Source organism: Rothia terrae (genome assembly GCF_012396615.1).
GTDB lineage: Bacteria > Actinomycetota > Actinomycetes > Actinomycetales > Micrococcaceae > Rothia > Rothia terrae.
This window is the reverse complement of record NZ_JAAXPV010000012.1, coordinates 84,389-91,936: the sequence shown is the minus strand read 5'-3', so window position 1 is coordinate 91,936 and position 7,548 is coordinate 84,389. Positions and strand designations below refer to the sequence as shown.

Here is a 7,548-nt window from a genome sequence, read left to right as displayed (position 1 = left end):
AACCACAACAGGACCAACACACCGTCACAAACCAGCAACAACAACCCTATAAACTTCTCAAAACCACCGTCTGACTAGGAGCTTTACCCACTCCCTCGCCGCGACGACTCATACAACTATACGCACATGCTCCCCGGTGTGCAACTCGAGAGACCGTACCCTACATCACAAAAATATGCTCAATACGTGCAGTACATAAACACGCAAAACAACCTAAAATCACGCATCCACAACAAAATGCCTAGTCAGAACCATATTATAAAAGTAAGCATACTTTATTGTATTAGCCATTGTGTCACCCAGACCACTGCAAAATAGCGGTTTTTCGTTACCCGGTTCACAAGAAAAAACTTTAAAAACTTTCCGAACAGGCCCCTAGAGACCCCTTTTTCGCCAATTTCGCTCAATTTTTACCGCTTTTCGGGAACAGAAGGGCTGCACGCATCGTTATACCTATGTACTTACACAATCCCTTACACAGAAAGAAGAAGTATGCCTGCCCTATCCATTCTCGACCTTGCCACCATCCACCCCGGTGAAAAACCCAAAGAAGCATTCAACCGTTCCGTAGAACTCGCACAAACAGCAGAGAAGCTCGGCTACGAACGCATCTGGTACGCAGAGCACCACAACATGAAGTCCATTGCCTCATCAGCTCCCGCAGTGCTGATCTCACACATCGGAGCAAAAACAGAAAAGATTCGCCTCGGTGCTGGCGGCGTTATGCTCCCCAACCACTCACCGCTTACTATCGCAGAACAATTCGGCACCCTCGCTGAACTCTACCCCGGACGCATCGACCTAGGACTAGGACGCGCACCCGGCACCGACATGAATACTCTGCGAGCGCTCCGCCGCGAACCCAACAACGCAGAACGCTTTCCGCAAGACGTCCAAGAACTGCAGGGCTACCTCAACGACGACACCCACATTCCAGGCGTCAACGCCACCCCGGGACAGGGAACAGAAGTACCCCTTTACATTCTTGGCTCATCACTCTTCGGCGCACAGCTAGCCGCAGCACTCGGCTTGCCCTACGCATTCGCATCGCACTTTGCACCCACTCACCTGGAACAAGCTATTAACGTGTACCGCGAAAAATTCCAGCCCTCAGAGCAGCTAGCTGAACCCTACGTGATCGCTGCCGTGAACGTCCTCGCATCGGACACCGAAGAAGACGCTCACGAACAACTAGAAATCACCAAGCGCAACCGCGTACGCATGATGGCAGGACGCGGCCGCGAAATCAGCGACGAACAGCTCGAACTGCTCATGCGCTCACCGCAGGGACAGCAGATCCTTGAAATGATTCAATTCCGAGCAGTAGGCACCGGCGCCCAAGCAAAGGACTACCTGCTGCGCTTTGCCAACATGGTGCAAGCAGACGAGCTCATGCTCTCATCGCTAGCAACCAGCACCGAGCAAACCCTGCGCAGCTACGAACTGATTGCTGAACAGATGATCAACAACTAAATATGCGCCGCAAAGAATTTAGGCCTCTCTATATATAGGACGCCCGCACACAGTCACTGCCGGATGCGGGCGTCCTTTTATATACATAAAATTAGTCGTGCTGAGACGGGTCATAACGAGGTGCTCGACCATGCAAGTAATTGCGCGAACTGTTGGTGCCGCCGCGGTCTGAACGCCACGCATCCCGCTCGTCTTCCATGATCTCCAGCTCATCGCGCAACTTATTGCGCTGGGCTCGCTGCCACAGACGAAAAGGCATCACCGCGAGCGCAACCAAAAGAACTAGAGCGAAAACGATATTGCCCAGCCCGGAGGTAAAAGCGAGGAAAGAATCCATGAGAGCTCCTTAGAGGTGGGGCAATGAGGCACGGTTTGATTAGATTCTAAGCCCGCACAAAGCCGTTAAACCAGAGGAAATCAGCGGCAAAATTGCCGGAAAAATCAGGTGAAAATCGCTGGCATTTTGGGATCCACAGGAGTTAAATAATGAGTGAGCCAAATAAGTGGTACGGCTCACAAGAAGTGAATCTTCGAAAGGAGATTTATGACAGGTGGTTTAGACAAACCCGCTGAGAATCTTATTCTCGGTGCCGCATAATCGCACAAGCACTCCACGCATACCGGACGTAACCGGATAGAAGAGTCCAGCTATGAGACAACTCAAGCGTACGGCCGCATAAGGATTAGGAGTCAGGCGGCGACGATGCCACTGAAACCAAGATTTTTACCAGAAAACCCCGCACGGGTTGCACGGAACGAACATTCCAGAGTACGCAACTACGGCGGGGTTTTCTTATGCCTACTGCGAGGGGCGTCGAAAGTGCGCTTTATCCCGTATTTTGAAAGAAAATCGGGGTTAAAGTGCAGTCTCGGTGGAGAGTTAGAGGCGCTTACCCCCTTCGCGGATGCTCAAGGGCGCAAGCTGGGCTCGGTAGCGGTCAATAAAGTCACCCCCCCACACCGGATCAGTCTTGGAATACTCCCGCAACGCCCATCCGATTGCCTTATTAATAAAGAACTCAGTAGAGCCAAAGTTCTTCACGATGATTTCCTCCAGCAACTGGGTATCGGTGCGCTCCTTGCGAGGACGCTGGTGGTCAATGGCGATGGGGCGGATCCAGAAGTTCGCGTCCTGCGCCCACTCCAGCATCAGAGAGTTAAGCTCGGGGTGACGCAGGACGATATCTCCGATGATGGTGTCTAGGCGGTCAATGGTCTCCCACCAGCTTTTTGCCTCGGCAAGGCGGCGAAGCCAAGGAATATCATCGGGTGTTAGGTACTGTTTACAGGCAGCAAGGTAGTCCAGCGCGTTGTACTGAAATTCGCGGTGTTCTTGCGCCCAGGACGCATCCACAAAGGCGTAATTTGCACCATGACCTCGAAGACCTCACTGATATGCACGAGGTACTCCAGCGGTGACCACGTGTTTTTATCAGGACGCTACGTCAGAGCGGAATTTTCGAACGCCGCACGTACGGGCGCAACCAGGCTCAGGATCCGACGCTCATTATCCTCATACGCATACCCCGGCATGAAACCACACTCGGCGCATCCATTCTCTAAAACCACCGTCCAATTCTTAGTATCAGCCGGGATCTCATCAATAGCGGGAAGCTCACTCATACGACATCTGCTTCTGCTGTGTGTTGGGCGGACGCGAAAAGGCACCCGCTCCCATTGTGTACCCCTCACCCGGGTGATGGGAATAGAAAGTTAAAGTAAGAGCAATATGTTGCAACATATATAGAAAACAATGAGGTTTCTAGACCCATACAATAGAACCAACGCACCCACGAAAGGACGCCCGCATGCCCGAGGACTACGGTTCACTGATTCTAACCTACCTCGGCATTGAGCCGTGGCGCATTCCCATTGTGATGATGTCAGCGCTCGGCATCTATCTGGCATTTTTACTGTTTGTGCGCATTTTCGGCGCGCGCGTGCTGAACAGTTGGAACGGCTTTGATGCTGTCGTTATCGTCATGTTCGGTGCAGTGGCAGGACGCGTCATCATCGGACACCCGCCAACACTTGCCTCGGGCGTCATTGGACTGGGCACGCTTATTGCACTGGAAGCTATCTTTGGTGCCGCGCAATCTGTCGCCGGCTGGCGCAGGTTCAGCCCGCACGCCCGCGTCATCGTAGCCCACGGCAAATTCGTGGACCACAATATGCGTCGCACACACCTCAAACGCACCGAAATTTTCACCGCCCTGCGCAAAGCGGGCATCACCTCGATCACCCAAGTGCAGTGCATGGTGTTGGAATCATCGGGCGGCCTCAGCATCATCCATGAAGGCTCACTAATAGACGAAGAACTTCTGGCAGGAGTCATCGGCGCCGAGCTAGTACTGGGCAATACGGTGTAGCGTCCACCCTTAGCCCTTAACTGTTGAATGTTTCACGTGAAACATCTACCTCTCAAGGTTCTCCACCAGCGTCTTAATCATGGCGCCCATGCGCGAGCGCTCCGGTTGCACGGGGATGATTCCCTGCTCTTCCAACGGTACGGATGTCACCGGGCCGACGCTTGCCACCACGGTTTTCACGCGCAGAGCGGTGATGAACTCGGGTAGCTTCTCCTGCTCAGTGGCGTAGCCAAACAGTGCCTCAACAGCGGGGGCAGCAGTAAAAGTAATCGCGGTGATTTCACCGGCAATGATGCTGTCAATCAGCTCGTGCACAGCATTAATATCTTTCGGCTCTTCCCAGCGGTGCGGCACCACCGTTGCCAGCTGAGCACCTGCATCTTTCAGGCGTTGCTCCTGTTCATGATCAGGCTTGCCGTGTTGCTGCAACACCACGCGCTTACCCTCAACGCCGACCTCAAGGGCGAGGTCAACGAGCGCACGGGTCACCTCCTCAGCTGCGATACCGGAATCCTCAAAGCCCAATGCACGCACAGCGCCGCGTCCTTTTGCCCCGCGAACATAAAAATCAGCACCCGCCAAAGCATCACGCAGGGCGTCCTCTTGCCCGGCATCCGCAGCGAAACTCAACCAACCCTTGAGCCCGTAGCCGGTAGTCACCAGCACCATGTGCGGCGGGTTTTCGATAATGCCACGAGTATCAGCCTGCAAAAGCTCATCGGCATCGGTGGGTACAATACGCACCGTGGGAGCATAAACGACTCGCGCACCTTTGCGCTCAAATGCCTCGCCCTGCTCCGTGGCACGACGTGATGCGGTGACGGCAATGGTGGTTCCCGCCAAAGTAAGTGTATGAGTATCCGCTGACATGGCCCTCCTTATGTCTCTTTCTCTCAGAATATCTTTTACGCGAGTGAAGACGGGGCTTATACACAGGTGCGCGCAGTTCTATGCTGAAAAGAGAAGGAGTTGATGTGTGCGCAGCATTTATTGACACCAAAGGTGAGGCATCGCAGATTCAGGTGGGCGAGCTACCCACCCCCGACTACGGACCCAACGACGTACTGGTACGTGTGGAGTACTCTGCAGTGAACAATGTTGACCTGTTTGTGCGATCCGGCGCTTGTGAGGCTCACACCCCCTTCCCCTTTGTCATAGGACGCGACGTAGTGGGTATCGTCGAAGCGGTGGGTGAAGGTGTCTGCGAGTTCTCGCCCGGCGATGCAGTGTGGTCAAACTCGGCAGGTTATGACAGGCGCCAGGGGGCTTTCACTGAACTTGTCTCACTCCCCCAAGAGCGGGTATTTGCCAGGGCCACTCAGGATGTTTCGGGTAAAGAGATTCCGGCACAAACCTACGCCGCGCTCTCCCACGCCTTCTCAACAGCCCATCTGGGCATCAGCAGGCTCGGCGGCTTCACACCCGGCTCTACCGTCTTTATCGGCGGTGTTGCCGGTAGCACACTGGCACAGTACGCGGTTGCCAGCGGCGTGCGCATGGTCGGCAGTGCATCACCCCGCGACTTCGACTGGGTGCACTCACTGGGCGTGGACGAGGTGCTTGATTACCATCGCAACGATCTGGCAGACGCTTTAGCGCAGGTAGCGCCCGAAGGTTTTGACATCTGGTGGGACAACAGTGGAACCAACGACTTCTCACTCGCGCTACCGCTGATGGCGTTCGGTGGAAAGATTGCCCTGCTCTCAGGAATGAACTCTGATATTTCATTCCCGGCAGGGGCTCTTTACACTCGCGACCTTCAGGTGCGCGGCTTTGCGATGTCCGGGGCAACTGCCGATGATTTGGCGGACGCCGCATCCACCCTCAATAAATTCTTAGGTCGGGGAAATTTGCAGGTGCGCATCGGTAAAATCTTTGATCTTGCGGATGCGAGGACGGCACATGAAGCGCAGGAGGCAGGGAGCCTGCGCGGCAAGATTGCGGTGTAGATATAGAGTCTATTTCTCGCGGTGGGGAATTTTTGCAAAATGGGGGCCGTCAGACCCTCTGCAGGCAAGACGCCCAACAACCCCATCCCCAACCTATTTTTGATCAACTTTTGAAGGACCCTAAACAGGATTGCCATAAGTTACCTCAAAATTGAGCTACTTTTGCCGCATTTTTTAGACAAGTTAAAATTCCGGGAAAATCGGACTTGACCAGGTATTTTAAAAATTCAACAGATATTGAATTAGGCAAGATTCAACATTTGAGGAATTTAATGTTTAGGATTGTTTGAATTTTCACGATAACCTAGGGGCATGGCAGCTTCGAAGACACCAAAACGCAAAAATTCCTCACCCTCAAAAGCAGGTCGCAGAACAGGTGAGAACAACACCCGCAACGACATCCTCACCGCTGCCAAAAACCTCTTTGCCGAACACGGCTTCGAGGGCACATCCATGCGCTCCATCGCCACACGCGCATCCGTAGACCCAGCCCTCATCCGCCACTTCTTCGGCAACAAAGAAGCACTCTTCACGCACATCATCACTGAGCAGTTTGCGCTCGCCAACCAGATGCGCGACAGCTTCCAATCGGGCGACAGCAACCGCGGCCGAGCCATCGTCAGCGCATATCTACAGATGTGGAATTCTGAAGATATTAAGCCCCTTCTGCTGGGTCTGGTGCGATCAGCAATCTCGTCAGCAGACACCAACAGCAAAATGCGAGATGCCGCCTGGGAGCTATTCTCAACCGGCCCCTTCGGCCCCGGCACAACCAACATCGACCCCATCGCTTTCTCACTCATGAGCTCCCAGCTACTCGGTCTCGCCGTGGGACGCTACCTCATGGAACTCCCCCACCTCACCTCACTCAGCGATACCCGCATCATCAATGAACTATCACCGGTAATTCAGCGATACATCGACGACACCTACACCGAGATGGACAACGCGGTGCAGGGCGGCGGGATGCCCGGATTTGTCGCGGCAGCCCTCCCAACCCAAGCCATGCAATCTGGAGAGCTTGCGCAAGCAGAAGAACCTGCCGCGCAAGAAGAACCCGCGGATGCAAATGATGCGGCGAGCGCGGAAGACGCCGACCCCTTTGAGGATGCAGCCACCGAGGCAGCTCTAGCAGAAACAGCAGTCGAGGAAACACCGGCGGCAGAAGATCGCGGTGAAGAAGTTACCGAAGCGCAGGAAACCGCCGTAGAGACAGAAGCACCTGCGGTTCCGACAGAGGATTCAACAGCAGAGACAGACCCCCTTAGCGACGACAATCAGCCCGCCGACGCAGCCCCCTCTGCACAGGCACACGATAGGGAAGAGCCAGCAGAAGTTGAGGCAACAGAGCCTGCAGCACCAACAGAGACCGCCGATGAATCTTCTTCAGATACGCTCAACCCTGCGCTCGATGAGGATGTGAAAACTCCAACGGAAGCCGCTAAAGAAACTTCCGACAGTTCAGCATCCACCTGGGAGTCAGAAGAGATTCTGATAGCTGAAGAGTTGCCGGTGGGAGGACCCGTCGAAGCACTACCGCTCAACGAAGCAGAAGATAATTCCCCAGTCGGCGAATACCAGCGTCCTGACGCGCTAGAAAACGCCCACGAACCCACCCTCTTTGGGGGCGCTGAACCCATCAAGCCAGCACCCAAGAAGAGCAAGAAAAAAGAACCGGCAGAGGATCAGCTCTGGCTCTTCGACGGACTTTTCTAGCCCCGTACGCGATGCGCGGGCGAACTCTCGACAAGTGGCTT

The 7,548-nt window shown here is 54.4% G+C and carries 8 protein-coding genes; 4 read left to right on the top strand and 4 right to left on the bottom strand.

Going from position 1 to position 7,548, the window contains the following annotated elements; translation table 11 throughout:
* Positions 1 to 492: 492 nt before the first annotated feature.
* A complete protein-coding gene (locus HF984_RS07945) occupies positions 493 to 1,473 on the top strand; it encodes an LLM class flavin-dependent oxidoreductase (RefSeq protein WP_168615137.1) in 981 nt (326 codons plus the stop codon).
* Positions 1,474 to 1,564: 91 nt separating this feature from the next.
* On the opposite strand, the gene HF984_RS07940 is transcribed toward HF984_RS07945, so the two are convergent.
* The 3 genes from HF984_RS07940 to HF984_RS07930 form a co-directional block, all read right to left on the bottom strand.
* Positions 1,565 to 1,810: a hypothetical protein gene (locus HF984_RS07940; protein ID WP_168615136.1), complete on the bottom strand. Its 246-nt coding sequence runs from the start codon at positions 1,808 to 1,810 to the stop codon at positions 1,565 to 1,567.
* A gap of 543 nt (positions 1,811 to 2,353) precedes the next feature.
* Positions 2,354 to 2,827, bottom strand: coding sequence for a DNA alkylation repair protein (locus HF984_RS07935; RefSeq protein ID WP_168615135.1), 474 nt, complete (start codon positions 2,825 to 2,827; stop codon positions 2,354 to 2,356).
* A gap of 86 nt (positions 2,828 to 2,913) precedes the next feature.
* Entirely contained in the window at positions 2,914 to 3,096 is a 183-nt protein-coding gene (locus HF984_RS07930; protein WP_168615134.1) for a hypothetical protein, read from the bottom strand.
* A gap of 185 nt (positions 3,097 to 3,281) precedes the next feature.
* Between HF984_RS07930 and HF984_RS07925 the strand changes: the two genes are divergently transcribed.
* A complete protein-coding gene (locus tag HF984_RS07925) occupies positions 3,282 to 3,842 on the top strand; it encodes a DUF421 domain-containing protein (RefSeq protein ID WP_168615133.1) in 561 nt (186 codons plus the stop codon).
* A 45-nt stretch (positions 3,843 to 3,887) separates the two neighbouring features.
* Here the strand turns inward: HF984_RS07925 and HF984_RS07920 are convergent, their stop codons facing one another.
* Positions 3,888 to 4,712, bottom strand: a complete 825-nt coding sequence (locus tag HF984_RS07920) for a uroporphyrinogen-III synthase (RefSeq protein ID WP_168615132.1) — start codon at positions 4,710 to 4,712, stop codon at positions 3,888 to 3,890.
* Positions 4,713 to 4,816: 104 nt separating this feature from the next.
* Between HF984_RS07920 and HF984_RS07915 the strand changes: the two genes are divergently transcribed.
* Both HF984_RS07915 and HF984_RS07910 read left to right on the top strand, forming a co-directional pair.
* On the top strand, positions 4,817 to 5,791 hold the full coding sequence (locus HF984_RS07915) for an alcohol dehydrogenase catalytic domain-containing protein (protein WP_168615131.1): 975 nt from the start codon (positions 4,817 to 4,819) through the stop codon (positions 5,789 to 5,791).
* Between the two features lie 312 nt (positions 5,792 to 6,103).
* Positions 6,104 to 7,507, top strand: a complete 1,404-nt coding sequence (locus HF984_RS07910; protein ID WP_168615130.1) for a TetR/AcrR family transcriptional regulator — start codon at positions 6,104 to 6,106, stop codon at positions 7,505 to 7,507.
* Positions 7,508 to 7,548: the final 41 nt, after the last annotated feature.

Coding starts and splice junctions, on each gene's coding strand:
- HF984_RS07945 (WP_168615137.1), top strand. CDS start 493: ATGCCTGCCCTATCCATTCTCGACCTTGCCACCATCCACCCCGGTGAA.
- HF984_RS07940 (WP_168615136.1), bottom strand. CDS start 1,810: ATGGATTCTTTCCTCGCTTTTACCTCCGGGCTGGGCAATATCGTTTTC.
- HF984_RS07930 (WP_168615134.1), bottom strand. CDS start 3,096: ATGAGTGAGCTTCCCGCTATTGATGAGATCCCGGCTGATACTAAGAAT.
- HF984_RS07925 (WP_168615133.1), top strand. CDS start 3,282: ATGCCCGAGGACTACGGTTCACTGATTCTAACCTACCTCGGCATTGAG.
- HF984_RS07920 (WP_168615132.1), bottom strand. CDS start 4,712: ATGTCAGCGGATACTCATACACTTACTTTGGCGGGAACCACCATTGCC.
- HF984_RS07910 (WP_168615130.1), top strand. CDS start 6,104: ATGGCAGCTTCGAAGACACCAAAACGCAAAAATTCCTCACCCTCAAAA.